General features: G+C 60.5%; 18 protein-coding genes. 7 read left to right on the plus strand and 11 right to left on the minus strand.

Translation table 11 applies throughout. The annotated features are described in order from the left end of the window. Position 1: 1 nt before the first annotated feature. Together WS96_RS19280 and hda are read right to left on the minus strand one after the other, a co-directional pair. Entirely contained in the window at positions 2-679 is a 678-nt protein-coding gene (locus WS96_RS19280; RefSeq protein WP_059824480.1) for an HAD family hydrolase, read from the minus strand. An 11-nt stretch (positions 680-690) separates the two neighbouring features. After that, a complete protein-coding gene (gene hda / locus WS96_RS19285) occupies positions 691-1,425 on the minus strand; it encodes a DnaA regulatory inactivator Hda (RefSeq protein ID WP_034206485.1) in 735 nt (244 codons plus the stop codon). A gap of 250 nt (positions 1,426-1,675) precedes the next feature. Between hda and purM the strand changes: the two genes are divergently transcribed. Both purM and WS96_RS19295 read left to right on the plus strand, forming a co-directional pair. Beyond that, positions 1,676-2,731, plus strand: a complete 1,056-nt coding sequence (gene purM / locus WS96_RS19290; RefSeq protein ID WP_027783630.1) for a phosphoribosylformylglycinamidine cyclo-ligase — start codon at positions 1,676-1,678, stop codon at positions 2,729-2,731. A gap of 110 nt (positions 2,732-2,841) precedes the next feature. Next, complete coding sequence (locus tag WS96_RS19295) at positions 2,842-3,237, plus strand: YybH family protein (RefSeq protein ID WP_059834737.1); 396 nt, start codon at positions 2,842-2,844, stop codon at positions 3,235-3,237. Between the two features lie 34 nt (positions 3,238-3,271). On the opposite strand, the gene tet is transcribed toward WS96_RS19295, so the two are convergent. Continuing rightward, positions 3,272-4,474, minus strand: coding sequence for a Tet(A)/Tet(B)/Tet(C) family tetracycline efflux MFS transporter (tet, locus tag WS96_RS19300; protein WP_218920985.1), 1,203 nt, complete (start codon positions 4,472-4,474; stop codon positions 3,272-3,274). 56 nt (positions 4,475-4,530) lie between these two features. Between tet and tetR the strand changes: the two genes are divergently transcribed. Then, complete coding sequence (gene tetR, locus WS96_RS19305; protein WP_059834621.1) at positions 4,531-5,163, plus strand: tetracycline resistance transcriptional repressor TetR; 633 nt, start codon at positions 4,531-4,533, stop codon at positions 5,161-5,163. Positions 5,164-5,167: 4 nt separating this feature from the next. Here tetR and miaA read toward each other — a convergent pair whose 3' ends face one another. Both miaA and mutL read right to left on the minus strand, forming a co-directional pair. Further along, on the minus strand, positions 5,168-6,142 hold the full coding sequence (miaA, locus tag WS96_RS19310) for a tRNA (adenosine(37)-N6)-dimethylallyltransferase MiaA (protein ID WP_059834623.1): 975 nt from the start codon (positions 6,140-6,142) through the stop codon (positions 5,168-5,170). Further along, positions 6,139-8,133 (minus strand): DNA mismatch repair endonuclease MutL, encoded by a 1,995-nt coding sequence (gene mutL / locus WS96_RS19315; protein ID WP_059834625.1) that lies wholly within the window; start codon positions 8,131-8,133, stop codon positions 6,139-6,141. Before mutL ends, miaA begins: the two co-directional genes overlap by 4 nt. Positions 8,134-8,316: 183 nt before the next feature. Here mutL and WS96_RS19320 point away from each other — a divergent pair, with 183 nt between their 5' ends. Next, a complete protein-coding gene (locus WS96_RS19320; protein ID WP_034206490.1) occupies positions 8,317-9,000 on the plus strand; it encodes a DedA family protein in 684 nt (227 codons plus the stop codon). A gap of 84 nt (positions 9,001-9,084) precedes the next feature. On the opposite strand, the gene WS96_RS19325 is transcribed toward WS96_RS19320, so the two are convergent. From WS96_RS19325 to WS96_RS32645, 4 genes are all read right to left on the minus strand, one after another. Then, positions 9,085-9,897 (minus strand): mechanosensitive ion channel family protein, encoded by an 813-nt coding sequence (locus WS96_RS19325; RefSeq protein ID WP_059501051.1) that lies wholly within the window; start codon positions 9,895-9,897, stop codon positions 9,085-9,087. 185 nt (positions 9,898-10,082) lie between these two features. Then, positions 10,083-11,507: a mannose-1-phosphate guanylyltransferase/mannose-6-phosphate isomerase gene (locus WS96_RS19330; RefSeq protein WP_059824469.1), complete on the minus strand. Its 1,425-nt coding sequence runs from the start codon at positions 11,505-11,507 to the stop codon at positions 10,083-10,085. 85 nt (positions 11,508-11,592) lie between these two features. Continuing rightward, positions 11,593-13,647, minus strand: a complete 2,055-nt coding sequence (locus WS96_RS32640) for a capsular polysaccharide export protein, LipB/KpsS family (protein ID WP_082720304.1) — start codon at positions 13,645-13,647, stop codon at positions 11,593-11,595. Then, entirely contained in the window at positions 13,648-14,769 is a 1,122-nt protein-coding gene (locus tag WS96_RS32645; RefSeq protein WP_082720306.1) for a glycosyltransferase family 4 protein, read from the minus strand. Positions 14,770-14,931: 162 nt separating this feature from the next. Here WS96_RS32645 and WS96_RS19340 point away from each other — a divergent pair, with 162 nt between their 5' ends. The 3 genes from WS96_RS19340 to WS96_RS33765 all read left to right on the plus strand — a co-directional run bounded on the left by WS96_RS19340 (position 14,932) and on the right by WS96_RS33765 (position 18,952). Further along, a complete protein-coding gene (locus tag WS96_RS19340) occupies positions 14,932-16,104 on the plus strand; it encodes a polysaccharide biosynthesis/export family protein (RefSeq protein ID WP_059824466.1) in 1,173 nt (390 codons plus the stop codon). Positions 16,105-16,207: 103 nt separating this feature from the next. Further along, complete coding sequence (locus WS96_RS19345; RefSeq protein WP_059834631.1) at positions 16,208-17,515, plus strand: glycosyltransferase family 4 protein; 1,308 nt, start codon at positions 16,208-16,210, stop codon at positions 17,513-17,515. 60 nt (positions 17,516-17,575) lie between these two features. After that, positions 17,576-18,952 (plus strand): hypothetical protein, encoded by a 1,377-nt coding sequence (locus WS96_RS33765; RefSeq protein ID WP_156443666.1) that lies wholly within the window; start codon positions 17,576-17,578, stop codon positions 18,950-18,952. Positions 18,953-18,973: 21 nt separating this feature from the next. On the opposite strand, the gene WS96_RS19350 is transcribed toward WS96_RS33765, so the two are convergent. After that, positions 18,974-20,785 carry an FkbM family methyltransferase gene (locus WS96_RS19350; protein ID WP_257128021.1) on the minus strand — a complete coding sequence of 604 codons (1,812 nt, stop codon included), beginning with the start codon at positions 20,783-20,785 and terminating at the stop codon, positions 18,974-18,976. A gap of 182 nt (positions 20,786-20,967) precedes the next feature. Next, positions 20,968-25,968, minus strand: coding sequence for a glycosyltransferase (locus WS96_RS19355; protein WP_059834633.1), 5,001 nt, complete (start codon positions 25,966-25,968; stop codon positions 20,968-20,970). Positions 25,969-26,080 lie beyond the last annotated feature (112 nt).

Consider the following 26,080-nt stretch of genomic DNA (forward strand, 5'->3'; position numbering starts at 1 on the left):
TTCAGAAGAGATCCAGGATGCGCCAGCCGCGGTTGCTTGCGTGCGCACGCAGCGTGTCGTCGGGGTTGGTCGCGATCGGGTCGGTGACTTTCTCGAGCAACGGAATGTCGTTGTGCGAGTCGCTGTAGAAATAGCTGTGTTCGAAGTCGTCCCAGTGCTTGCCGAGCGACGCGAGCCACGCTTCGGTGCGCACGATCTTGCCTTCGCGATAGCTCGGCGTGCCGGTCGGCCGGCCCGTGTACGGCGAATCGGGATGCCCGTCGGTCGTTTCGACCTCGCACGCGATCAGCGTGTCGACGCCGAACGCGGTCGCGATCGGGCGCGTGATGAATTCGTTGGTGGCCGTCACGACGCAGCACAGGTCGCCGGCGTCGATGTGCTTGCGCACGAGCTCGAGCGCGGCGGGCGTCATCGCGGGGCGGATCACCTCGTGCATGTACTGCTCGTGCCATTCGGCGAGCTGCGCGCGCGAATACTTCGCGAGCGGCGTGAGCATCGCGCACAGGTACGCGTGGATGTCGAGCTTGCCGGCCTTGTAGTCGGCGAAGAACTGATCGTTCTGACGCGAGAAGCTTTCCGCGTCGACGATGCCGAGCTTCACCATGAAGCGGCCCCATTCGTGGTCGCTATCGGTCGGGATCAGCGTGTGATCGAGGTCAAAGAGTGCCAGATTAGTCATGGAAGCGCATTTTACTCGAAGCGGTTCGGGCCCGTGCCCGGTGGAGCGATGTCGTCGCCGGGACGCGCGAGCATCCGGCGCAGCAGCGGCAGCGTGACCGCGCGTTTCTGCTCGAGCGAGAAGCGGTCGAGCGCGTCGAGCAACGCCATCAGGCTCGGCATGTCGCGGCGGAAATGGGTGAGCAGGTACGCGGCGATGTCGTCGGTGAGCGCGATCCCGCGCTCCTTCGCCGCGAGCTTGAGCACGGCGATCTTGCCGGCGTCCGACGGCGGCGACAGGTGGAACACGAGCCCCCAGCCGAGCCGCGTGCGCAGGTCCTCGCGCACGTCGAGCGCGAGCGGCGCCGCCGGGCCCGCCGCGACGAACGCGCTCGACGGGTGCGCGCGTACTTCGTTGAACAGGTTGAACAGCGCGACCTGCTGCGTGTCGCTCATCCGGTCGCAGTCGTCGATCGCGTAAATGCCGATGCGCGGGTCGAACGTGAACGCGCCGAGCGGGCTCTGCGGCGTCAGGTAGCGCGCGTAGCCGTACGACGCGTCGCTCACGAGCGCCTGCAGCAGGTGGGTGCGGCCGCTGCCCGGTTCGCCCCAGATATAGAACGACCGGTCCGGCACGGGGCCGGCCGCGAGCGCGAGATCGAGCTTCTGCAGGCGCGTGACGAGCTCGTCGTTCTCGTCGCTCATGATGAAGTTGTCGAACGTGGCGGGCGGCGGCGTGCCGAGATCGAGCGTCAGTTGACGGGACACAGCAGTCACAATGCGGGTCGGTTGAAAAAACGCGTGCCGTACGCCGGGCACGCGCGAGGGAAGGCGCCCCGGCTGGCTTCACGCGCGACCGTACGCACGGCGCGGCGCGGGTTTCGGCGCGCTTCGCCCGGCGATGAAAACGGGGACGTGTTGACCAAGATGCGATCCCTGACGATTCGGTGCTGGGAATTCCGGCCAACGGGCCGGCTTCGGGTAAAATCGCATTTTACCGACCTTCTCGCATTCCCCCATGAATCCTCCGAAATCCGCTCCCGACGCTCAGGGTCTGTCCTACCGCGACGCAGGCGTCGACATCGACGCAGGCGACGCGCTCATCGACAAGATCAAGCCTTTTGCGAAGAAAACCTTGCGCGACGGCGTGCTCGGCGGCATCGGCGGGTTCGGCGCGCTGTTCGAAGTGCCGAAGAAGTACAAGGAGCCCGTGCTCGTGTCGGGCACCGACGGCGTGGGCACCAAGCTCAAGCTGGCCTTTCATCTGAACAAACACGACACCGTCGGCCAGGATCTCGTCGCGATGAGCGTCAACGACATCCTCGTGCAGGGCGCCGAGCCGCTGTTCTTCCTCGACTACTTCGCGTGCGGCAAGCTCGACGTCGACACGGCCGCAACCGTCGTCAAGGGTATCGCGCAGGGCTGCGAACTGTCGGGCTGCGCGCTGATCGGCGGCGAAACCGCCGAAATGCCGGGCATGTACCCGGACGGCGAATACGACCTGGCCGGCTTCGCGGTCGGCGCGGTCGAGAAGAGCAAGATCATCGACGGCAGCACGATCGCCGAAGGCGACGTGGTGCTCGGCCTCGCATCGAGCGGCATCCACTCGAACGGCTTCTCGCTCGTGCGCAAGATCATCGAGCGCGCGAATCCCGATCTGTCGGCGGATTTCCACGGCCGCTCGCTGGCCGACGCGCTGATGGCGCCGACGCGCATCTACGTGAAGCCGCTGCTCGCGCTGATGCAGAAGCTGACGGTGAAGGGCATGGCGCACATCACGGGCGGCGGTCTCGTCGAGAACATCCCGCGCGTGCTGCGCGAAGGCCTCACCGCCGAGCTCGACCAGCACGCATGGCCGCTGCCGCCGCTGTTCAAGTGGCTGCAGGAGCACGGCGGCGTCGCCGACGCGGAAATGCACCGCGTGTTCAACTGCGGGATCGGCATGGCCGTGATCGTCTCGGCGGCCGATGCCGACGCAGCGATCGCCGACCTGACCGCCGCCGGCGAACAGGTGTGGAAGATCGGCACCGTGCGTGCGACCCGCGAAGGCGAGGCGCAGACGGTCGTGGTCTGACGCACGGCAGCAGCAGAATGCAGTATGGAAAGCCGCCCGGCATCGCTCCGGGCGGCTTTTTTTCGGGCGCCGCGTGCGTACGGACGCGCGCCGATGAAGGAGGGGCGACGATGACCGAAGACGAACGCGCGATCCGCGAACTCGTGGAAACCTGGTTCGTGTCGAGCCGGCGCGGCGATCTGGCGACCGTGCTCGACCTGATCGCCGACGACGCGATCTTCATGGTGGCCGGCAAGCCGCCATTCGACAAGGCGGCGTTCGCGGCCGCGTCGCGCGACGCGAACGCCGGCGCGGACCACCCGCCGAAGATCGACGGCCGCTACCGGATCGACGAACTGCGCGTGATCGGCGATTGGGCATACATGCGCAATTTCATCGAGATCGACGCGACGCCGCCGGGCGGCGAGACGATCCGCCGCTCGGGCCGCACGCTGACGATCTTCCGCAAGGCCGACGGCCGCTGGCAGCTCGTGCGCGACGCGAATCTCGTCACGCTCGCGGGCTGAGCGCGACGGCGCACGCCCACGTCCACGCCCACGCTTACGCGGACGCCCGCGGTGCGTTCGCCGGGCGCGCGCCGGCCAGCAACGGCGGCACGAGCAGGTACAGCAGCGCGGCCGCAGCCCACACGAGCCCCGGCCAGGTCGCGCGCGTCGCCGCGTAGGTCGCGGTGACGACCAGCGGCCCCGCGACGCCGATCAGGCTCGCCACGCTCGCCAGCGTGCCCTGCAGTTCGCCCTGGCGCGCGTCGTCGACCTGCCGAGCGAGCATCGCCTGCAACGCCGGCAGCGTCATGCCGCCGGCCGCGAACAGCGGCAGCAGCGCAAACGGCACCCAGGCGGCGGTGGCGCACGCGATGACCGCCAGCCCGAGCGCGTCGCCTGCGAGGCCCAGCGCGAGCGCGCGCCGCTCGCCGAGCCGCGCGATCAACGGCCCGATCGCGAAGGCCTGCGCGAGCGCGTGGCACGCGCCGTAACCGGCGAGCGACAGCCCGGCGACCGCCGTCGACCAGCCGAAATGTTCCTGGCCGTACAGGATCCACAGCGTCGCGGGCGCCTGCGACACGAGCGCCACGATCACGTAGATGCCGACCAGCGGCGCGAGCGCGGGCGCGCCGCTCAGCCGGCGCAGGCTCGCGAACGGGTTCAGCGCGCCGACTGTCCGGGCTTCCCGGCCTTCCCGGGCCGGCCGCGATTCCGGCAGCACGCGCCACACGAGCACCAGGTTCAGCGCATTGAGCAACGCGGCCGCGACGAACGGCGCACGCAGGTGCAGCACGCCGAGCAGCCCGCCGATCAGCGGGCCGGCGATGAAGCCGATGCCCATCATCGCGCCGAGCTGGCCGAAGCGCCGGGCGCGATCCGGTTCGTCCGTCACGTCGGTCACGTACGCGGTCGCGACCGCGACGTTCGCGCCGGTGATGCCCGCGATCAGCCGCCCGACGTAAAGCCACGCGAGCGTCGGCGCGAGCGCCATCAGCAGATAGTCGAGCGCGGCGCCCGCGAGCGATGCGAGCAGCACCGGGCGGCGGCCGAAACGGTCGCTCAGCGCGCCGAGCAGCGGCGCACACAGGAACTGCGCGAACGCGTACAGCGCGAGCAGGATTCCGTAGTGGGTGTCGGTGCTGCCCGCGCCGGCGAGCGAGCGCAGCAGCCCGGGGAGGATCGGCATCACGATCCCGACGCCGATCGCGTCGAGCAGGACCGTGGCCAGGATGGCAATCAGGGACGGGTTCAAGAGGATTACTCTATCGATGATAGAGTGCGAAGTATTCCACAGTTTCCCTATCGGTGATAGAGATGAAGGACACGGGGGCGCGGCTGACGCGCGACACGGTATTGCGCGCGGCGCTCGAATTGCTGGATGAAGTGGGGATCGACGGACTGTCGACGCGACGGCTTGCCGAGCGGCTCGGCGTGCAATCGCCGACGCTGTACTGGCATTTCAGGAACAAGGCCGAGCTGCTCGACGCAATGGCCGAGGCGATCATGCTCGAGCGTCACGGCGCGTCGCTGCCGCGGCCGGGCGACGTGTGGGATGCATGGCTCGCGGAGAATGCGCGCAGTTTTCGCCGAGCGCTGCTGGCCTATCGCGACGGCGCACGCCTGCATGCCGGCACGCGGCCCCGCGCCCTGCATTTCAGCTCGATCGAACGCAAGGTCGCGCTGCTCGGCGACGCGGGGTTCACGCCGGACGAAGCGGTCGACGTGATGGTCGCGATCGGCCGCTTCGTGGTCGGATGGGTGCTGGAAGAGCAGGCGGCGCCGGACGGCGACGCCGATGCGCCGCTGCCGGACGAGGCCGAGTACCCGCGGCTCGCGCAAGGCTGGGCCGCGCTGCGGGAGCGCAGCGGCGACGAGGCGTTCGAGCGCGGCATCGCATGGATCATCGACGGCGCCCGCGCGCGTCTGGCGGCGCGGCGGGTGGGCTGACGCGTCAGCCCGGCGAGCGGCCGTCGAGGACGCGTTCGAGCGCGTCGAGTGCGCGGGCCGTCGAATCCGGCGCGATGCAGTCGACCACGATCCGCTCCGGCATCGCGCGCAGCCACGTGATCTGGCGCTTGCACAGCTGCCGTGTCGCGAAGATGCCCTTGTCGCGCATCGTCCGGTAGTCGGTGACGCCGTCGAGGAATTCCCACGCCTGCCGGTAGCCGACGCAGCGCATCGACGGCAGGTCGGGATGGAGATCGTCGCGGCGCCGCAGCCGTTCGACTTCGTCGATGAAGCCCGCGTCGAGCATCGCGTCGAAGCGCTGCGCGATCCGTGCGTGCAGCACCGCGCGATCCGACGGCTCGAGCGCGACCGGCACGAAGCGGTACGCGGCGGCCGCATCGTCCGTGCGGCGCGGCGCGGCGAGCAGCACCGACATCGGCTGCCCGCTCAACATGAAGATTTCCAGCGCACGCTGGATCCGCTGCGAATCGTTCGGCGCGAGCCGCGCGGCCGTGTCGGGATCGACCTGCGCGAGCCGCGCGTGCAGCGCGGGCCAGCCGTCGCGCGCGGCATCGGCGTCGAGTGCGGCGCGGACCTCCGGGTCGGCGCCCGGCAGGTCGTTGAGCCCCTGCGTCAGCGCCTTGTAGTACAGCATCGTGCCGCCCGCGAGCAACGGCGTGCGGCCGCGCGCGACGATCTCGCCGATCAGGCGCAGCGTGTCCGCGCGGAATTCCGCGGCCGAATACGCGTCGGCCGGGTCGATGATGTCGATCAGATGATGCGGCACGCTCGCGCGCTCGTCGCGCGACGGCTTCGCGGTGCCGATATCCATGTCGCGGTAGACGAGCGCCGAATCGACGCTGACGATCTCGATCGGGCGGCGCGCGGCGAGCGCCAGCGCCGCGGCCGTCTTGCCGGAAGCGGTGGGGCCGAGCAGGCAGGCGATCGTCGTCGGGCCGGACTGCGAAGAAGCGCTCATTGCCCGCGCATGAAGAGACGGTCGAGATCGTTCAGCGTGAGCTGATACCAGGTCGGCCGGCCGTGATTGCACTGGTCCGCGCGCTCGGTCGCCTCCATCTGGCGCAGCAGCGCGTTCATCTCGTCGAGCGTCAGGCGCCGGTTCGCGCGCACCGCGTGATGGCACGCGAGCGTGCCGAGCAGTTCGTGCTGGCGCTCGGTGAGCACGCGCGAGCCGCCGAACGCGTGCAGGTCGGCGAGCACCGCGCGCGCGAGCGACTGCAGGTCCGCATCCTTCAGCAGCGCCGGCACCGCGCGGATCGCGAGCGTCGTCGGCGACAGCACCGCGAGGTCGAAGCCGAGCGATTCGAGCGTGTCGCGCTCTTCCTCGACCGTGCCGATCTCGACCGGCGTGGCCGTCATCGAGATCGGCAGCAGCAGCGACTGCACGGCGACCGAGCGATCCGCGAGCGCGTTCTTGAACTGCTCGTACAGGATCCGCTCGTGCGCCGCGTGCATGTCGACGATCACGAGACCGTACGCGTTCTGCGCGAGCACGTAGATCCCGTGGATCTGGCCGAGCGCGAAACCGAGCGGCTGCTCGTCGTGCGCACCGGCGGCGAGCGGCGACGCGGCGAAGCCCGGCAGCGGCGCGGCCGGGGCATCGGCGGCATCGCGCGCTACGAGCGTCGTGCCGTCCGGCGTGCCCGCACCGCTGTCCTTGCGGCCGAACAGCGCGTCGTAGAGCGCGAGCGGCTGCGCGACGGGCAGCGTGCCCTGCGTCATCCGCGCCTGGCGCATCCATGTGTTGCCCGCCGACGACGAAGACGACGGCGCCGAGAAACCGCTGCCGCCGCTGCCGCCGGTCGCGGCGCTCGCGCCCTGGCCGAGCGGCGTATCGACGAACGATGCCGGCCCGCGCGGCGCGGGTTCGATATGCGCGGCGTGGCCGCCCGCGGTGGTTTCCGGCGATGCGCCCGCATGGCGAGCGAGCGCACGCTGCACCGCGTGGAACACGTACTGGTGGATCGAGCGCGAATCGCGGAACCGCACTTCGATCTTCGACGGATGCACGTTCACGTCGACGGCTTCGGGCGGCAGGTCGAGGAACAGCACGTACGACGGGTAGCGGTCGCCGTGCAGCACGTCCTCGTAGGCCGCCCGCACCGCGTGCGTCAGCAGCTTGTCGCGCACGAAGCGGCCGTTCACGAAGAAATACTGCTGGTCCGCGCGCCCGCGGCTCGCGGTCGGCAGGCCGGCGCAGCCGTAGACGGCGAGCGGGCCCGCCTGCTCGTCAAGCGGCAGGTGCGCCGTCGCGAAGCTTTCGCCGAGAATCTTCGCGACGCGCTGCGCGGGCTCGGTCGCATTCCAGTGCTCGACGGCCTTGCCGTTGTGCAGCACCGAGATCGCGACGTCCGGCCGTGCGAGCGCCGCGCGGCGGATCATTTCCAGGCAGTGGCCGAATTCCGTCTGCTCGCTCTTCAGGAACTTGCGCCGCGCGGGCGTGTTGAAGTACAGCTCGCGCACCTCGATCGTCGTGCCGATCGAGCCGGCGGCGGGCGACAGCACGCCCGTCTGCGCATCGATCTTCGTCGCGTGCGCGGCATCGGCCGTCCGGCTCGTGATCGACATCTCGGCCACCGACGCGATCGACGCGAGCGCTTCGCCGCGAAAGCCCAGCGTCGCGACCGCCTCGAGCTCCTCGAGCGAGCGGATCTTGCTGGTCGCGTGGCGCATCAGCGCGAGCGCCAGTTCGTCGGGCGGGATCCCGCAGCCGTCGTCGGTGATCGAGATGCGCTTGACGCCGCCTTCTTCCAGCACGATGCGCAGCGTCGTCGCGCCGGCGTCCATCGCGTTCTCGAGCAGTTCCTTGACGACCGACGCCGGGCGTTCGACGACCTCGCCGGCGGCGATCTGGCTGATCAACTGGTCGGGCAGGGGCTGGATCGCGCGCAGCGGGCGCGCGGCGGGGGCGGGCGCGGCGCCCGCGGCCGTTTCGGTGATATCGGACATGGCCGAATTATAGCGAGGCGGCGAACGCGTGCCGGGGCGGCCGGCCGTTACGTTTTTTCACGGAGCCTTAAGGTAGTTTCGGTATCATCGCTGGGTTGCACGCGCCGCCTTGGCTGGCGGGCGCCTCGGCCATCCCTGGCCTGTTCCGGCCGTTCCGGCCCTACCGCCTTCGAGGAATCGCATTTGGATACGCTGCTTCATTTCGTCAACCTTGTCCTGCATATCGACGCTTTCCTCGGCGATTTCATCCGGCAGTACGGCGCGTGGGTCTATCTCGTCCTGTTTCTGATCGTGTTCTGCGAGACGGGGCTCGTCGTGTTCCCGTTCCTGCCCGGCGATTCGCTGCTGTTCATCGGCGGCGCGTTCGCGGCGACGGGCGAAATGAACGTCGGCCTGCTGATCGTGCTGCTGCTCGTCGCGGCGATTTCCGGCAACACCGTGAACTACCTGATCGGCCGCTGGATCGGCCCGAAGGTGTTCAATACGCATATTCCGGTGCTCGAGCGCTTCCTCGATCGCGCCGCGCTGCAGAAGACCCATTCGTTCTACGACAAGCACGGCGGCAAGACGATCGTGCTCGCGCGCTTCATTCCGGTCGTGCGCACGTTCGCGCCGTTCGTCGCGGGCGCGTCGTCGATGAGCGTCGCGCGCTTCCAGTTGTTCAACGTGATCGGCGCGCTGGTGTGGGTGCTGCTGCTCGTGTTGCTCGGCTATTTCTTCGGCAACATCCCGTTCATCCGCCAGTATCTGAACGTGATCGTGCTGGTCGGGATCGGCGCGGCGATCGTGCCGGTTGCGCTCGGCGCGGTGTGGAAGCTCGTGCGCGGGCGGCGCTCGGATGGGGCGCCGAAGGCGGGCGGGCGCTGAGCGCGTTGCTTCTTTTCTGGAGCAGTAAAAAGCGTGGCGAGAGAGCCACGCTTTTTTTTCGTTCGTGCGGCTCCGCCGCTTGCGTTACGTGTTGCGATGCGAGATCGGCGTTTCGGGCGTCGGATAGCCGGCGTCGCGGAACGTTTCGAGGATCACGCGGTTGGTGTCGCAGTACACCTGCCAGTAGTTCTCCGGCTGAGTCGACGGGCGAACGAACAGCAGCGGACCTTCCGGCGTGAACTGCAGCACGCCGACGTCCGGCGCCGGCACTTTCAGCACGTTCGGCACCAACTGGATCTGCGTCTTCAGACGGTTGATCGCATCGGCCGCGTCGACGCTGTTCGCGATCTTCGCGGTCAGGTCGACGCGGCGGTGCGGCGTCGCGCTGTAGTTCGCGATGTTGTCCGAGAAGATCTTGTTGTTGCCGACGATCGTCACGATGTTGTCTGCGGTGATGATCGTCGTGCCGAACAGGCCGAGCTCCTTCACGGTGCCGGTGACGCCGCCCGCGCTGATCACGTCGCCGATCTTGAACGGGCGCAGCACCTGCATGAACACGCCGGCGGCGAAATGCGCGAGCAGGCCGCCCCAGGCCGTGCCGATCGCGAGGCCGAGGCCGGCGAGCAACGCGGCGAACGACGTGGTCTGTACGCCGAAGAGCTGCAGGATCGCGAGGATCAGCAGGATCGTCAGCAGCACGCCGACGACGGAGGTCAGATAGTCGGTGAGCGTCGGATCGACCTTGCCGCTGCGGCGGACGACCTTGCCGAGCAGGCGGGTACCGATGCGGATCGCCCAGCGGCCGACGAACCACAGGACGATCGCGGCGAGGAGGTTCAGGCCGAAGTCGAGGCCGCGGGTCATCAGGAATTGCTGGGCGGTGGCGAGATCGATCATGCGTTCTCCGAAGTCAAGGGTAAAAAGGCGGCGCATGCACCGGAATGAGTGGCGCTTTTATAACCCGAGCCGTGAGGGGCGGGCAACCGGGCTGACATTGGTTGACGTCATGAAAAACGGGCAGGACGCTTGTGCGTGCTGCCCGTTTGTGCACGGCATGCTGCGCGCGCCGGGTGTCGAGTGGCTTACCGCGCTGCGCGGCCGTAGGTGTCCTCGAAGCGGACGATGTCGTCCTCGCCGAGATACGCGCCCGACTGGACTTCGATCAGCTCGAGCGGAATCTTGCCGGGGTTCGTCAGACGGTGAGTTGCGCCGAGCGGGATGTAGGTCGACTGGTTCTCGGTCAGCATGATTTCCTTGTCGCCGTTCGTGACCATCGCCGTGCCCTTCACGACGATCCAGTGCTCGGCGCGATGGTGGTGCATCTGCAGGCTGAGCTGTGCGCCAGGGTTCACGATGATGCGCTTGACCTGGAAGCGGTCGCCCTGGTCGATGCCTTCGTACGAGCCCCACGGGCGGACGACGCGGCGGTGGGTGACCGATTCGTGGCGGCCCGACTCGTTCAGCCATTCGACGATTTTCTTGACGTCCTGCGCCTTGTCGCGATGCGCGACGAGGACGGCGTCGGCCGTTTCCACGATCACGATGTTGTCGAGGCCGAGGGCGGCGACCATCCGGTGTTCCGCGCGGATGTACGAGTTCTTTACCGAATCGGTGAAGACGTCACCGATGAGTGCATTGCCTTGGTCGTCGGCTTCCGCGATTTCCGCGAGTGCGCTCCACGAGCCGATGTCGTTCCAGCCGAGGTCGGCCGCCGCGACGACGGCGGCGCGCTCGGTTTTCTCCATCACCGCGTAGTCGATCGAGACATTCGGGCAGGCCGCGAACGCTTCGGCGTCGAGACGGAGGAAGTCGTTGTCCCGCTTGGCGGATTCGAACGCGAGTTCTGCCTGGCGGGCGATTTCCGGTGCATGGCGATGGAGCTCCTCCATGTACGTGGACGCCTTCAGCATGAACATGCCGCTGTTCCAGTAGTAATTGCCGTCGCTGAGGAAGCGTTCGGCGGTCGGGGCGTCGGGTTTTTCGACGAATGCGTCGACCAGAAAAGCCGCAATGCCGTCGGCGACGGGCACGCCGCGACGAATATAACCATACCCGGTATGTGGTTCGGCCGGTTTGATGCCGAAGGTGACGAGATGTCCCTGTTTGGCAATCGATGCCGATTCTGCGGCTGTCGCTACAAACGCAGCTTCATTCTGGATGACATGGTCGGACGGCAGCACCAGCAGCAATGCATCAGGATTGCTCTGTTGTGCCAGCAGAGCGGCGATTGCTATCGCTGGTGCAGTGTTGCGAGCGATTGGCTCCAGCACGATCGAGGATGGTACGACGCCGATCTGTCGAAGTTGTTCCGCGACCAAGAAACGTTGCTCATTGTTCGTGACGACAATCGGGTTAATAGCGTCCGGTATGTTGCGCAGACGTAGCGCCGTTTGCTGCACGAGCGTATTGTCACCCGTGAGTTTCAGGTACTGTTTGGGATAGCCGCCGCGTGACATCGGCCAGAGCCGAGTGCCGCTACCACCGCATAGGATGACCGGATAAATCATAGGATGCCTCGAGTTGAAATACCTCTGATATCAGTTTTCGACCGACATAGAGGAAAGGGTGAAATGCAATATTGCAGGAAGCCCTTTATGTCTGCCTGCGCCACCTCGATCGGGAATTGTTCGGGTGGTGGTGGCAGTGCCATAGCGCATGCCAAAGCACATTGCGACTCCATCGTGCTGCTTTGACGAACAGGCGTTTGCGGTCCTTGCGGATTTCGCCAAGAGGGCGATTGGCCATCCGCGATAACCGCAGAACGACCGCCTCGGGGCTGGTGAATAGTGCAAGATCCCAGTCCCAATAGATTGGATACCGGAGCAATACACCGGCTGTCAGCATGTCGAGCGTTAGCGTTCGAGTTCTCCAGGGCTGGGGTAGCGCGTCGTGGGTTAGTCCCCAGCCGGCATAGAACGGCAGTCCGTAGGTGTAGACTTTTTTACGGCGCAACAGTGCTTCGAAGCCCGTCAATGAAGACAACGTATGGACTTCGTCTACTGCGTTGATGAGCGATACGAGGTCTGATCGGTCGTCGACGATGTCAGCGAGTTTCGCTCCATCGATGACACCGGGCCTATTTCCGGACATCACGTCAGGGTGCGGCTTATACACGATGAACGTGTCGGGATAGCGTGAGCGCACTTCCTTAAGCAAAGCCTCGGTCGTTGCGATACTTCCGGTTCCCAGCCTGATTGAAGCGTCATCCGCAACCTGGCCGGCAACCAATGCAATGCGTCGTCCAGACGGGGCGCGCCATGCAGGCGCGCGCCTGCCAAGATTGTATTTGGTCAGCCCGAATCGCACGATAGCGTGACGCAACGCTGCTGCGCGTTCAAGTTCCCGTTCGTCAAACTGCGCGGTATTGAGTATCGTGGTTAAGTCGCTTGGACGGGTGGCGTCGAAGTAGATTCCTTGAAAATCGACTACCTGACTATACGGCGCTGACATGTCCGAACCGAGACCCGCCGAATGCAGAAACCCGTCTTCTATACGAACCACGCGCGTGCCGGCGGGCAAGCCGTCTGCGGTGCGGCCACCCCAAACGGCTGCGGTCTCGTCAGAGCTAATGTCCCCGGTTTTTCCAACCCAACGCAAGTTGGAGCCGCCAGCAAGCAGGTAAGGAGCGACATATGCGCGTTTCCACCACTGAAAGCGCAATGCAGCGATCGCCTTCAAGTCAACGAAGCGACTAGCGACCGAGTGCTGCAGGGCGACACTATCCAGTGCCGCATCGAGCGAACCAGGCTGACCGGTAGTCGAATCGAGATAACGAGCAAGTTGTTGAAACACTACGTTGAAGAACATATTGAGCGTGGGGCGCGCCGTACGTTCGGGCATCGCTGCATAGTCTTGAGTGAGACCCCATCCCGCATAGTAAGGGGTTCCAAAGACGTGAGTTGGTATGCCTGCCAACAGAGCGGCCATTCCTTCCGAGGCTCCGACGACATACACCGCATCTATTCGACCGAGCATTTCGTATAGTGAGTGGTCGACTTCAAGTAAGGTCGTATCCGGAGGCAGTGTCGTCTGGCTTGACAGCCACGTGCCGTGGCCGGAGTCTGACGACCTCAGTAGCCAGAATTGCGCATCAGGATGCGAGCGGCTTGCATTGGCCACCATTTCAATGAATGCCGCTCTTCGAGAGGCACGCGGCGTACAGTAGTCAATGTGCGTAGTTGCGCGCTCGTCCAGCAAAACGACTCGTGAGGTGGCACATAGGTCGTGCCATTGTTTCGGCAATGGCGTGTCGCGATGACGGATATGGAGAGCATCCGTTGCGAGAACGCGGGCCATTGCATCCTCTATATGCTCTTGTGACATGGCATCGGAGGAACGCAAAAGTTGCGACTCCAGTGCGGCAACGAGTCCGCCACGGGAGAGGCAATCATCAGGACACGCGAACCACGAAAGCGGAGGTGCATGTTGCTTGCGGTGTCCGAGTATCGGCCCCGGATAGGTCGCCTGCACGGCGGCTCCGACGGCGAGTGCCGAACGAGCCGCTATGCGACCCAGCAACGTGTCTACCCACATCAGCGGTGACCTACCGGTCATCCATCCGATTAGTCGTCTGCCGCGAACTATCGAACGCGCATCAAATTCGCGGTCGGCCATCGACGTGGAGTAGGAGTGTGATGGGGGCATCATTTAACGTAACGAATCGAGAAAGCTATCAACTTGCTCGAAATGTTCGCTCCATGTCGGCGTGCGGAAGCTGGCAATTTTTTGAATCCGATGGCGACGCTCAGGGCTGTCATGTTCCATATAGGCCCGGATATTTGCATACCAGGCGGGTCCATCGAGCGGGTCAAGATACGTCGGGAAATCCGACGCAATTTCGTGGAACACCGGCAGGTCACTCGCGATTACCGGTACACCAAGGCCCAACGCTTCCACAAGCGGCATGCCGTAACCTTCGACGAAAGAAGGGAACAACAAGGCGCGTGCGTGCTGCAGCCATGCGCTGAGTTGTATATCGCTGCAATCCGATTCTTCGATGACCACTCGACGCAACGGCTCGCAGCGTTCAAGCATATCTATAACGTTTTCGCACTCCCAGCCACGCCGACCGATAATGACAAGCTTGGGCGCGTCGTTACCCATCTGTTCAACAAGGCGCCGCCAGACATGAAGAATGAGCCAGTGGTTCTTGCGAGGTTCGATCGTGCCCAACATAACGAAATACGGCTCATCGATGGGGGCAGGAGATGACGGGCACTCGACAGTGCCCGGCGCGAGGCGCGCAACGACAGTTGGTGGAGGTCTTGTTATACCCGCTTTTACTGCCTCTGTTAAAAGACTCTCCAAGGTGGCATTGGAGTTCGCGATCAGTCCAGCAGCACGTCGCAGCGCAGTATCGATTCTATGACGATGTAATGCATCGACGCCAGGGCGACAAAATTCGGCGTGAGTGACAGGAATCAAATCATGAATCAAGAAGACTGGGCGAATATTTCGACGCGCCAGAGCGTCATAGTAACGGCCATGCTCCATCCCATTGTGACTGGTATGTAGCAATATACCGCCGTTCGTTGCCTGTCTCGAGACGCTCTGCACGCATGCTCGCGCCACAATCTTGCGTATTGCCCAGCGGTCGATTCTTGAAGAAAGGAGTAGGTCGAAGGTCGCGCGCGTGTCCACGGCGGACAAGATGGAACAGAAGCCTCGCTCACTTAGCACCGCACGCGCGTTTGTCCCGTATCGCTGGATGTAAGCAAGTCCTACGCGATCGACCCCGGTGGGGTGCAGGCCATCGTACAACCGCGTCATCAGGCGGGAGACGTCAAGGAAGATATTCAACACTGCTGTTACATTTGTGTGCTAGTCAATCGAGACGCGTTCGCACTTCGAGCGTGGTTTTTTTGCTTCTACGCTTCATTCTAATGGACTACGTGAGACAATTTGCGTCGAACTCAATCACGTGTGTCAAAAATGCTGCATTTGTTTCGAGGTATCGGTGGGCGATTGCTCTGCTGTGGCGTCGTATGGCTTGCGGGCTGTTCTGCAATTCCGACGTCGGGCCCAAGTAGAGCTCAGATCGATGGTGCAGGGCAGGCCCGGAATAACGCTTCCGGCATTCAGATCGTCGATGTTACGGATGAAGTCGCACGCCAGCTGTATGCAGATCGCAAGCAAACTGACTTTTTTTCGACGCTTGGTGGAGGGTCGGAATTCCAGCAGCAACTCGGGACTGGCGATACCATTTCCGTGTCGATTTGGGAGGCGCCGCCCGCGGCTTTGTTTGGTGCGGGCCAGCAGCTTGAGTCGGCTAGCGGCGTGAATGGCGCGCGTGTTACGGTCCTGCCGGATCAAATGATCGACGGTGATGGCAATATAAATGTGCCCTTTATCGGCGCGGTCAAGGCCGCCGGTAGTACTTCTTCGCAATTGCAGGAGCGTATCGCCGCACGGCTGCGCGGCATGGCTCACAACCCGCAAGTTCTTGTCAAGTTGTCCAAGAATGTGACGTCGTATGTGACCATCGTCGGCGATGTCGCCGCCAGCAACAGGATGCAACTGACCGCGCGTGGTGAGCGCCTACTTGACGCGCTGGCGACCGCAGGCGGCGTGCGCGAGTCGATCAATAAAGTGACGATACAGGTTACGCGGGGTAACACAGTCGTTTCGCAGCCACTGGAAGCGATCATCCGGGATCCTCGCCAAAATGTCGTGTTGCGAGCCGGCGATGTCGTGACGGCGTTATATCAGCCATACAGCTTTACGGCGCTTGGAGCTACCGGCAAGAACCAAGAAATTAACTTCGAAGCGCAGGGGATCACACTGGCGCAAGCGTTGGCAAGGGCCGGCGGATTGGAGGATTCGCGTTCGGATGCACAGGGTGTGTTTATTTTCCGACTGGAAGATCAGAATGCGATTACATGGCCCAATTCACCTGTCCGAACTACGGTCGACGGCAAGGTTCCAGTTATTTATCGAGTGAATTTGCGCGATCCAAATGCCTTTTTCGTCGCCCAGAGTTTCATGATGGATAATAAGGACCTGCTCTATGTTTCGAACGCACCTGTTACTGAAATTCAAAAGGTGCTGAATCTTGTGTTTTCGGTCGCCTATCCGGTCGTGACCGGCGTCCAGAATTTCAAATAGTTGTGTACGTCCATCGCACTGGATGTCGGCCGTCACTATTGTGCGGTCGAGCGGCTCGTGCGCTGGCCATCTGATCAAGAAATCTATGTTGTGACCCGTTTCAATGAATAAAGTTGTTGCTATCGACGGACACAATCTTGCGCTTCAACGCGGAACGGGCGTTGCCACCTATGCGCGCAATCTCGCGAATCACGTGAGTCAGATGGGGGGGCGTACCCAGACACTGTATGGCGCCCCCATTTCACCGAAACTGCTTCCGTTGCTGCGCGAGATTTCATTCTTCGACTATCTTGGCGGAACGACACCGAATCGCAAGCTGCTCCAGACTGCCGTGTCTTACGTAAAGTCGACACTGTCGGCTCCGTTCGGCTACGAGGCCAGCCCCATACCAGTCTCGGGGAAGGTGGAAACTGCCCGTTTTGCGGAGCGGTTACCGAGAGAGTCCGATATCTGGAATGTGACAGATCTCTTTTCTGTCGCGCGTGCACATTTCCGGCGTTATGGAAAGTTCCTCACGATTCGTCTTCCACAAAAGCCGGACGTGATGCATTGGACCTACCCACTTCCTATTCGTATAGAGGGTGTACCTAACGTCTACACAATTCACGACCTCGTACCGCTGCGATTGCCGTATACCACTCTCGACAATAAGCGCTATTACTATCGATTGATCAAATCTTGTCTCGAAACGAGCGCTCACATCTGTACGGTATCGGAGCGTTCCAAGATGGATATTATTGAATTGTTCGGTACGTCGCCGCAACACGTCAGCAATACCTATCAGGCGGTTGACACAAGTGACGTGGCCGCTGGCAAGAGTCTGTATGATGCGGAGCTTGAGGTCGAGGGAATTTTTGGACTGGAGCCTCGGAGTTATTTTTTGTTCTTCGGTGCAATTGAGCCGAAGAAGAATGTTGGGCGCCTGGTCGAGGCATTTCTCTCTGCGCGATTGAACACGCAGTTGGTCATTGTCGGTTCGCTCGCATGGAAGGCGGACGAGGAAATGAAGCTCATTAACGCGATGCTGAAGCAGCGGCCCGACCTGAGGCGCCGAATTCATGTGTTCGACTACACGCCGCGCTCATTCCTGATCAGCCTTATTCGCGCGGCCAAGGCTGTGGTGTTCCCGTCGCTATACGAGGGATTTGGCCTACCAATCCTTGAGGCAATGCAGCTTGGTACCCCTACGCTATGTTCGACGGGCGGTTCGCTGCCGGAAATCGCTGGAGATGCTAGCGTAATTGTCGATCCGTACGACGTGAACTCGATTGCTCATGGCTTGCGTCAACTCGAACAGGACGCTGAGTTGCGAGCTCAGCTTGCGGTACGTGGAGTCGCACGTGCTCAAATGTTCGATTCAGCGGCTTATACCGATCGCCTGCAGGCAATGTATAACCGCATAATGCCTTGATGTTCATATCGACCCGAGCACACGGTCGTTTCGAAATATTTCGATAGAGGCAAGATATCAATGATGTTTTTGAGGCGAGCAGCAAAGTTGTTCGGTGGTAATCGATCGGATGAGTCGAACCGGATCGCAACCACTACGGCGCCAGCATCGGCTGCCGAGACAATTTGCTCATTACTGGCGGCTAAGCAGGAGATCAAGTCCGTCGTGGGCGCCTTCAAAGGCGATCGGCTCGTCTCGTCAGGTGCCGCAGGTTGGTTGACCTACGGACCGTATTTGACCTTGGACAAGGGACGATATCGTGTCGATATTGACGGCGAGGGTACGATCGCCGATGGCGGCATATGTCTTGTCGAAGTGACTGTCGATCTTGGAAAGCACGTGGTGGCTCAAATCGAAGCGAGCACGTCAAGCCGAAGGTTGGTTCGGAACCTGATTTTCACTCTCGACGCGCCTTGTCAAGATCTCGAAATTCGCACACATGTTGACGCACACTCGATGGTGGCTATTGACCGGATTAGCGTGACGAAGCTCGTGTCTACGGAAGCTAATAGTCAGCGTTGCAAACGAGTGATTTTTGATAATGAGGAGACGATTGCCGAATTAACGTCAGTTGGTTCGGATACCATTATTATTACGTTTCAGCCATTTGATTATGTGGGCTTCGAGAGGCCGGGATTTGGGGAGGATTATTTCTCATCCCTGGGGCTGGACGTACTGTGCTTTAAACCGAAGCGCAATATTTGGTATCAGGACATCACCACCGGTATGATCGAGCATTACTGTCGCGCCTTGCTCAAAAGATATAGTCGACGTATTTCGTATGGTTCGAGTATGGGTGCGTACGCTGCGTTGTATTTTTCTCAAGCACTCGGTGTGGATAAAGTTATTGCAATTAGTCCGCAATACTCACCAAGGCCGGCAGATACGTCATTCGAGGATCGATGGCATGACGTGCGTAGCCGCATGGGCTACTCCCATAGATGGCGTGAGCCTGTCAGGCAGCACGCGTATTTCATTTATGATTCGAGGATGGCGTCTGATCGACGCCATGTAGAGTGCCTGAAATTCGTTTTCCCGAATCACGACGATATTGCATTGCCTTTCTCTGGGCACCCTAGTGCAACTGCACTATTCGAATGTCGTCGACTGAGTACGTTGATTCGCGATCTAATCGAGGATGTGCCAATTTCGGTGCGCCAGTTGCGCACGGATATTCGAAACGGGTCTCAACACTACGCTCGGTCGCTGCTTTTGGCCAGTGCTGAACGCCACGGATCGTGGACGATCGGCTTGTTCCGGCATTTTGTACATGTGCATCGCTTCGATAAGCACTGGATTCAGTCAATTAGTTCCCAGCTTAGTACAAAACTCATTGCCGTCGGACGTCAATGGGAAGCTGCGGAACTCGAGGCGACGACAACGGAAGCGGATCTTTAAGCGTCGTACACATACTGACGTTTATTCGAAGAGCCGCAATGACGAAGCCGGATGGTCGAAGCAGAGCTCAAGGTGAGTCACGCCTCCACATGTTCGTTCTTCCGCTTCGTAACGTTCGAGCAATTGCGATAAATCCGCCATGGTTTCGTATTGGCCGTCAACCCCGATAACACGGCAGCGGTAACCGAGTTCGGCGAACACTTGCCAGTAGGCATCGGGTGCAGTGCCCGAAACGTCAGCTTGATAAGCGGGGGAGTACTCCGACAAGACGACTGGTTTAAATCGATCGAGTAATCTTTGCGCACCACGCATGACGGGAAGTTCGTTGCCGCCTACGGCGACCTTCACGAGATCGCAGCGCGTGAGATCGCAGAGCGCAACGTCAGCTTGTATTGCAGAAACAAGATCGAGTTGTGAGTAGTCAATCAAATGACTTGGTATCGCGCTGACTGGCTTTACGACACAGTTGGTCGATACTAGGTTGTGGACGATCGCCAGCGTATCAAATCGCTCGTACAACGCGACGTTGTGCACCTCGATATTGGACAGATTGTTGATGGCTGATGCGTGCAACAGTGCGGAGATCGCCTTGGCACTCGGGTCAAAGGCGATGACTTTCCCGCTCGGCCCAACGCGTTGGGCCGCGAGCAAACTGAAGAAACCGATGTTGGCGCCGACGTCGATGACCACGTGACCGTTATGCAGCAATTTCTCGAACACGGGAATAAATCGCGGTCGAAAAAGCCCCCCTTCCTGAAGATAGCGGGTTGCAAAGTGTCCCTCCGGAATGGCTAGCGTGAAGTCGCACGCGCGGACGAAGGTGTGCCGGCGAGCGCGTGAAGCCACTTCGGTCTGAAAGCGTTCGAGCACGTAGCGAAGTTGCGGTGCGAACCGATCTGCTGCAGTGAGCAAATGGAGATTTCCGCCCTCATCGTCCGCTACATCGCTTGGTTGTAGATCCGCTGGCGCAATCATCGGCCATTTCGAGCAAAGTGCCGAGTTGCTTTCTTCGAATTTTAATTGCAGTCTCTGTTGACCTTGGCGCGACAAATTGAGCTTGTTTGTTGCACCGAAATCCTTGAGATAAGTCGCAACCGATTCGAGTGTGCTACCTGATAAGCGAGCTGCATTCAGCAGTGCAATCGATTCGACGTCAATAGACTGGTTGATACGTTCGAGTCCAATCTCTTCAATCCGAATTCCGATTTTGTTCGTTAGATAAGCGAGGGTATCGCGATTCCGTTTATAAGGAATCGGGTTGATAGAATCGTGGCCGAAACTATGTGCCCATCTATCAAGCAGAAGGTCAAAATTAAAATACTGCTCGTCTTCAGCGAGATCGTGGATCATCGATTCGTTGATTTCGATCCCGTCGCAGGCGAGTGTTGATACTCGGGAAATCAATACGTCGATCTGAGGTCGAATAAAGCAAATGACCTCGATTTCGTCAAAGTACCGATAGAGCATGCCGGCAAGTCGAGCCGTTTCGTTTGTATTGCGATACAAGCTGCTGAAATACTCACAACTGACGATAAAGTATCGGCAGTTGCGGGAGAGTGCCGCTTCGAAGTCGCTCTGCAGATCGCTTTCAATCGACGCGCAAAGCGCCGCGTACTGCTGCGAATTCTGGACACCGAATGCGGCGAGTCGGCTGTCCGTCATCACATTCAGCGGGTCCCTCCCATAGAGCGACAGCTTGCGATGAGCGTATTCACCTAGCACTCGCGAGTACCATACACCTTGGTCGGCGAGGCGGTCTCGTTGGTGTGCAAGCGTGAGTTGCAGTGAAGAACTTCCCGTCTTCTCTGTGCCAATGTGGAGAATCAGCTTCATAGAAATAGAGCGGTGCGATCGCAGTTCATATCCTGCGGTAGACACCGGTGGTAGCAAAACGGCGCAACATGGCCGGTTCGCGGGGATATTGTCGTCCGGACGTAGAGAATCTTCCGCGTCGAGGATTGAATTGACCGTGACCAACATCGTGCGCGCGATAGATTCGCGCGCACGATGAGGTTTCAGTTGAGCAGCAAAAAGCTGGGGAATGCACGTGACAACCGTCGCTTCTCGAGCGAACAGAGATTCTCACCGGTCATCTCATCAGCCTGTGTATCGCTAATTTCTTCGAGCACCGACTGTACGCGTTGCATTGTCATCAACCAGCCGGCGCGATCGGGGATATTGTCGATCAAATGAACTGCATCGGTGGTGGTTGCCAATTGGCTGATTCTGTCGATAGCCTCGTATGAATCTACCGACGATAGCGCAAGATGCTCCTCGAGTGACGGATCGCGCTTGAAGAGCGTGCGATAAACCGCGATCGCACGGTAGATAGCAGGATACACACACAATTCCGATAGATGATAACGGCGTCGCGAATGCTGGATTTGACCGGGAACCGGTGCTTGGAGGTATAGGTGGGCCTGCAAGTCACCGATTGCGCTGCGTGTCGCGCGTACCTTATTTGCAATGCGTACGATTGCACGCAGAACGGACATTCGTGCAGCGATATCGTCGGCGGGCATCGCATCCAGTTCCGCGCGTTCGGAATCGGACGGACGACGCTTGGCGATGGCCAACATGGCCGTGTCGATGAAGTCAGTTTGGTCGAGCAACAATAGCGAAAGTGCACTGACGAGTCGGTTGCCGTCTATAGCGGAGAGCTCGGAATTTGCGAGCAGATCAGCATGACATGGATCAACGGCCAGATCCAGCGGGCGCCCCTGCGTGAGAGCATTGCAAGCAGCATCAAAAATCGCTACCAGTCGAGTATCAACGGAGCCACCTTCGGTAGCTTCGAACGATTCGAGTTCGTTTGATGTGGGTTGTCGATCGAATTGAGAAGTATAGAGGGTCTTTACAGCCGTGCGTGCCGGAAGCGCGAGTAGATCCGACACGATGATTGCGGACCGGGCACTCGGAATGCGCGCAGCACGATTTTCGGAATTCAACACAGCCAACGCGTCGCGATAGACTGCATCGATCGTGTTTTCGTCACGAAACGCCCTTAACCGGCCCAGAACTTGTGCGTAGTAGGTTGGGTTCGACAATCTGCGAAGAACGGTCGGCAAATCGGCATCGGTCGCAAAAATAACGCCGGCGGCCATGTCCTCGAACTGATCTTCCGGGGAGGTGACGACTGGCCGATCGGCCGTCATTGCCACACGAGCGGAGCCGGTAGTCGCCCAATAAGAAATCGGACCTTGCGGGAAATACACGACATCGCCCGAGCGCAACGTTGCGAGAATTTCCTCGTCGGTTTGGAAGTCAAAAGTGACCTTGCCAGCAACGCCCATGCTCGCGACCAGTTCTCGAGCTCGCTGTGCCCGCTCAGCGGAATCACATGCGAAGTTGGCGACAAGACGACTATTCGACTCGACGCACGCCTGGAGAATCCGATCGATACGTTTATGAGGGGACAGGAAGCCGAAGGACGATACGGTTAGAGCATTTCCGTTGGCACGTGCGGTGGCTTCAACTGGAGCGATCGGTGACGTCACATGAATGCCGTGCTCAACGAATATTGCACGGGTATTGCGTGCAGCGGCACTGCTTAGAGTAACGACAGGAATCGTCGAGTTAAACAGCATTTGACTGCGCTCACGTAGATCGGGCTTGTTCATGTCGATCGTGTGCATCACGACAGCTGAGCTCACGTTCGGGTAACGCTCCGCGTAGTCTTCGAGTCGCTCGATCAATTCTCCGGTCGTATCCGGTCCGGCAAGAGACGGATTGAAGGAATCATACAACCCGTATTCATGCTGCACGAATACATAGCCATAACGACCCGTCGCCAGATACGGTTCACATTCGTCGACCCCGCGGACGATCACGGTATCCCGACCTTGTCCTCGCATTGCGGCTGCGACGTGGGATGTGTAGCTAGCGATACCGCATTGCTTTCCGTAGCTCGCGCATACCTGAATGACGCCTGCAATTTGCGTTGTTCTCGGAATTGGCAGGACCGGCTTGCCGCCCGATGCGAGCAGGCGCGTATCGACTAGGGAGACGATATGCTCTGTCGTGGCGCTCCATTTGCGACGCTGATAGTGCTCTCGGACGTACGCTTCGCGCTCGCTGCGCTTTGGCTGATCGTAGACATATTGGGTTGCCAGGGCAATGAATGCGTCTTCGTCGGTTGGCTGGAAATAGTCCGCGCAGTCGCCGCCGACTTCCGGCATGGATGTTGTCGCTGATGCGAGGCAAACTTTCCCGTGAGACAAGGCTTCAGCAATCGGTAACCCCCAGCCTTCGCACAGACTTGGAAACACGGTGAACAAGCAATTCTCGTAGAGCTTGTCCAGACTCGCATCATCGACATTGTGCAATAGGACAACCTTGCCACCGGCATATTGCGTGGCGCGAAGTTCTGCCTCGATTGCGGTCATGCCATCGCCCGGCGAGCCGACGAACACGAGCGTCGGACAATCCTCACCGCTCATCTTGCGCAGTCTGTCCCACGCACGGACGAGGAACCCGTGATTCTTGCGTTTGCCAAGTGCTGACACGAACATGACGTAGCCGGAGCTTTTCGCAAGGCGAAGAACGGACGCGACTTTTGCCTCGTCGACACGTTGTTTCCGAGGCAGGCAACGATAATCGTCACCGAGTTCGACCTTGATGGCTTCGATCGGCTGGCGGCCGGTTTCGGCGCAAAACTGCTGAATTTCTCGTCCGGAGTGGTTCGAGTTGACCATCACCAGATCAGCTTGGTCGAGCGCAGGTCCGATCCAGTAGCGGAAAATGGCCGCCCATTTTTCGCTGACGAGCGTTGGATAGTACAACTGCAACAGATCGTGGATGTATATTGCGACACGCGATCCAGCTCGCTTGTATTCGTTGAGAATCGCGTTATTTGCATCGTAGTGCCAAGCCGAGCCGAGAATGACGACGATGTCGTACGGGCTCGATTCGAACGCTTTCTCTCCATTCGTGAGCGTACGTTGGACGAACGGATTGACTTTTTGCTGTGATGCTTCGCCGAAGCTCGATGGGAAGATAGCCGACGTGAAATCCGCTTGATCGACTTCGACGGCGATCGTTTTCCAGTTCACGAGTACAAGGTTGCCCTTCCAGCTTTCGAACAATTCCAGTACGACTTCGACGATCGTTCGCTCGATCCCGCCAGGTGCGGCAGATGCCGCAACAACGGTGGCGAGGCTTGTGACGTCTAGCACAAGACGGGTATCAGTAGGCTGTTCAGGAGGACGAATGGAGCGAACCGCGTCGCGCCAGGCTGCGAATCGGCTAGTCCATTCGGGAAAACGCATCGCGAGGTCTTCGCGAGTAAGCAGCTCTGCTGCAGCATTGAATTCCCGAGCGCCAAGCAGCGCTTCGTACTCGAGTTCAATGCCACGCGGATAGTGCGGGAACAGGTAATTGTAGGTACGTGCCGAGTCGAGCGCATCTTGCCAGTTACGCTCCCGGATCGACATCATCGCGCGCAGTTCAAGATAGAACGCGCAATTCGGCCAGATTTCCGCGATTTCTTCGCATACCGCACGGGAATTCTTAAAATCCCAAACGTTGAAATGCAACCAAGTCAGGCGCGTATATGCGTTGAACAGGGGATTGGCCATATCGGGTGATCCCGGCTCGTCGCTATGGGTGCGGCGCAGCAGTGAAGTCAGACGCCTACCGGCTTCAATCGCTCGGCCCTGATGTTCCAGGCCGGTACTTAGGTCGAGAGCGTCCTCCAGAAGATCACGATCCTCTGGGAAACGTTCGAGAGCATTCCACACCATTTTTTCTGCGTCGTCGAGTTTGTCACACTCGCGCAGGGCTGCTGCACACCGTAGCCAGAATTCTTTGCGACCAGGTGCGATAGTCAGGATTCGATTCCAAAGCGACGCGACTTCTGTTTGTTGACGAGCGTCGCGTGCAATATCGGCCACTGCTACAAGAGGCTCTGCTGCCAGCGGATAGCGTCCAGCAATCTTCAGCAATGCATCGCGGTAATCCTGTGCAGAACGTCCGACATTTTCCAACCTGGCCGTCTCAATGTGCGCTCGAACAAAATCCGGTTGAAAGTGCAGCAAGCCGCGCCAGGTTGCCAATGCTATCGAACGGCGACCAGCGGCCTCTTCGCATTCAGCGAGCATGGCAAGCACACTCGTATCTCGAGGCTGCCGTACGAGCGCCTGTCGTAGCGTTTGACACGCGTCATCTGCGCGACCGAGTGCCAGCAAGACACTTGCATGGGTCAAATGCAGATTGGGTGACGAATCCATGACGACAGCAATCTGGCTGAACTCGAGCGCCGCAGGATAATCGGCACGGCTCTTCAGAACGCGTGCCTTTGTTTCCGCAACGAGCGCCGAGCCTGGCCACCTCTCCTGCGCGTCGTCGATAATGGCCTCGGCTGTACGCAAGTCTCCCATTTCGATCAGGACATTGGTTCGCTGCAGTGAGGCATTCAAATCTTCAGGATCGAGTTCCGCCGCACGCGTCCAGTACTCGAAAGCGCGCATTAGATCGTGGCGCCGGTATGCGCATTCCGCAAGGCCAGCGGCGACGTCGAAGCGAGTGATGCCGTCGCTGGAGACTGCCTGGAGAATCGTCTCGGCTGTTGTGAAATCGCTGGTACGCATCCGGGCGTGCGCTTCGCAGACCTTGAACTCGATCCGATTGGTCAATTCAGCGGCATGATGCCAAGCGTCTGCTTCTGCGGCGTGATCACCAAGGAAGTGACACGCGCGTGCCAAGAGTTCATGCACGCTCGCGTCATTAGGAAATGCGTTTTTCGCGAGATCGAGAATTCGCCGCGCAATCCGATAGCTCTCATGCTTCAAATATTCTTCGCACAGCTCCTTGATGGCGCCCGTGTGCACACGCCGCTTCGCATCCTCTATCAGGTCACGTACGAGCTCATCAACAGCTGGATCGTTCTCGCGGATTATTGCCGAGGATGATCGAAACCCTTCGGTAGTAACGTCATATGCCACTACGTTGACGTTGTCGGCTTGCGACGCCCGATCCGATTCTGTGGTGGCGTCAGTTTTGCGCTTCTTGAAAATCACGGTAGGGCTCCAATGCGTGCGTGATCGGATTTGCGATAGTGTTGCTCAGGGCGTTGTCTAATGCACAACGGCGACAAGTGAAATGTTAGCCTACCCGTTGCCGTGTCGAGTG

The organism is Burkholderia sp. MSMB1835 (assembly GCF_001526365.1).
Taxonomy (GTDB): domain Bacteria; phylum Pseudomonadota; class Gammaproteobacteria; order Burkholderiales; family Burkholderiaceae; genus Burkholderia.